Origin of the sequence: Azospirillum formosense (assembly GCF_013340925.1) — a bacterium.
Lineage (GTDB): Bacteria > Pseudomonadota > Alphaproteobacteria > Azospirillales > Azospirillaceae > Azospirillum > Azospirillum formosense.
This window is the reverse complement of the sequence record NZ_WHOR01000444.1, coordinates 1-2,467: the sequence shown is the minus strand read 5'-3', so window position 1 is coordinate 2,467 and position 2,467 is coordinate 1. Positions and strand designations below refer to the sequence as shown.

General features: G+C 71.4%; 3 protein-coding genes. 1 reads left to right on the top strand and 2 read right to left on the bottom strand.

Going from position 1 to position 2,467, the window contains the following annotated elements; all coding sequences use genetic code 11:
- A partial coding sequence (locus GBZ26_RS28775) for a glyceraldehyde 3-phosphate dehydrogenase NAD-binding domain-containing protein (RefSeq protein ID WP_282184372.1) occupies positions 1–163 on the bottom strand: 163 nt, incomplete at its 3' end.
- A 144-nt stretch (positions 164–307) separates the two neighbouring features.
- Positions 308–2,275 carry a transketolase gene (gene tkt / locus GBZ26_RS28770; RefSeq protein ID WP_174441719.1) on the bottom strand — a complete coding sequence of 656 codons (1,968 nt, stop codon included), beginning with the start codon at positions 2,273–2,275 and terminating at the stop codon, positions 308–310.
- Here tkt and GBZ26_RS30035 point away from each other — a divergent pair.
- Positions 2,262–2,467: hypothetical protein (locus GBZ26_RS30035; RefSeq protein ID WP_211105009.1), on the top strand; the 206-nt coding region annotated here is incomplete at its 3' end. The two genes, tkt and GBZ26_RS30035, sit on opposite strands and share 14 nt — an antisense overlap.

The window sequence follows — 2,467 nt, the reverse complement described above, 5'->3', positions numbered from 1 at the left end:
GGCCGTGGACGCTGTCGTACTTCAGCAGGTGGGCGTTGGCCTTGAGGTCGGCCAGGTCGTTGATCGCCACGACCTCCACGTCGTTGCGGCCGCTCTCGTAGATGGCCCGCAGAACCAGACGGCCGATACGGCCAAAACCGTTGATCGCTACCCGAACAGCCATTGTTTTTCCTCCAGTCTGGCATTCCCCGACCCCGAACCATCCGGCTTGGGGCGGTAACTCCCGGCCCCGGATGTGTGGTCCGGGGCGGCAATTGTCAGCCCCGGACCGTCGGCCCGGAGCCCGATCCCGCGAACGCTCGCTCTTTTACAGGCGCGCCTTCGCCGCGGCGACCACGGCCTCGGCGGTAATGCCGAAGTGCTTGTAGAGTTCCTGATAGGGAGCCGACTCGCCGAAGCCGCTCATGCCGACGAAGGCGACGGCCGTGGCGCCCGGATAGCCGAGCCAGCGGTCCCAGCCCTGGCGGATGGCGGCCTCGACCGCGACGCGCACGCCGCTGCCGAGAACGGAAGCCTTGTAGGCGTCGTCCTGCGCCTCGAACAGCTCGAAGCTCGGGATCGACACCACGGCGGCGCCGATGCCCTCGGCCTGCAGCGCCTTGCGGGCCTCGGCGGCCAGCGAGACTTCCGAGCCGGTGGCGAGCAGCGTCACCTTGCGCTCGCCCTCCGCCTCCAGAATCACGTAGCCGCCGCGGGCGGAGCGGTTCTCCGCCGCGTGCTCGGTGCGCAGGGTCGGCACGTTCTGGCGGGTCAGCGCCAGGACGGACGGGCCGTTGACGCGCTCCAGCGCGATCTGCCAGCACTCCGCGGTCTCCACGGCGTCGGCCGGGCGCAGGGTGAGCAGGTTCGGAATGGCGCGCAGAGCGGCCAGATGCTCCACCGGCTGGTGGGTCGGGCCATCCTCGCCGAGGCCGATCGAGTCGTGGGTCATCACGAAGATCGAGCGCTGCTTCATCAGCGCGGCCAGGCGGATCGACGGGCGGCAGTAATCGGCGAACTGCATGAAGGTGCCGCCGTAGGGAATGACGCCGCCGTGCAGCGCCATGCCGTTCATGACGGTGGCCATGCCGTGCTCGCGCACGCCGTAGCGGACGTAGCGGCCGTTGAACTCGCCGCGGCCCTTCACATCGGCGGTGTTCTTCGCCTTGGTGTTGTTCGACGGGGTCAGGTCGGCGGAGCCGCCGATCATCTCCGGCACCGCCGGGACCAGGATGTCGAGCACGTTGCCCGAGGCGACGCGGGTCGCCCAGCTCGGCTTGTCCTCCGACACCTTCTTCTTGAAGGCGGCGATCAGCTCGTCCAGGCCGGCGGGGACGCCGCGGTCCATGGCCGCCTCGAACGCCTTGCGGGCGGAGGGGTCGAGCGCCGCGACGCGCTCCGCCCAGTCGGCGTAGGCGGCGTCGGCGCGGGCGCCGGCGGCGCGCCAGGCGTCCAGCACGTCCTGCGGCACGACGAAGGCCTCGTGCGGCCAGCCGAGATTCTCACGGGTGGCGGCCACCTCGTCGGCGCCCAGCGGCGAGCCGTGGCAGCCGTGGGTGTTGGCCTTGTTCGGGGCGCCCTTGCCGATGATGGTGCGGCAGGCGATCAGCGTCGGCTTGTCGGAGGACTGCGCGGCCTCGATGGCCTTGGCGACGGCTTCCGGATCGTGGCCGTCGACGGCCGCCGTGTTCCAGCCGTAGGAGCGGAAGCGGGCCGGCGTGTCGTCGGTGAAGCTGAGGTCGGTCGAGCCGTCGATGGAGATGTGGTTGTCGTCCCACAGCACGATCAGGCGGTTCAGCCCAAGATGGCCGGCCAGCGAGCAGGCCTCGTGGCTGACGCCCTCCATCAGGTCGCCGTCCGAGGCGATGACGTAGGTGAAGTGGTTGATCAGGTCGTCGCCGAAGCGGGCGTTGGTGATGCGCTCCGCCAGGGCGAAGCCGACGGCGGTGGAGACGCCCTGGCCCAGCGGGCCGGTGGTCATCTCGATGCCGAGCGACGGATCGACCTCGGGGTGGCCCGGGGTCAGGCTGCCGAGCTGGCGGAAGCGCTTCAGCTCGTCGATGGTCATCCGCTCGTAGCCGGTCAGGTAGCCCAGCGAATAGATCAGCATCGAGCCGTGGCCGGCCGACAGGATGAAGCGGTCGCGGTCGGCCCAGGCCGGCTGCTTCGGGTTGAACTTCAGGAAGCGCGTGAACAGCACCGTGGCCACGTCGGCCATGCCCATCGGCATGCCGGGGTGGCCGGACTTCGCGGCCTCCACCGCGTCCATGGACAGCGCGCGGATGGCGTTCGCCATGGTGGTGATGGGGGCGGGCGGGGTGGCGGCGGGCCGCGGGGTCGGCCGGAGCGCGGTGACGGCGGAGGCGGCCACCGCCCCGCGCCCACCCCCGGCGTCGGCCCTCGCCCGCCCGACCGGCCCCCGCACCGTCCAGGGCACACCCCCCCCCCGAGGGGTCCGCGCGGACGGCACCCGCGCCCACGGGGCCCC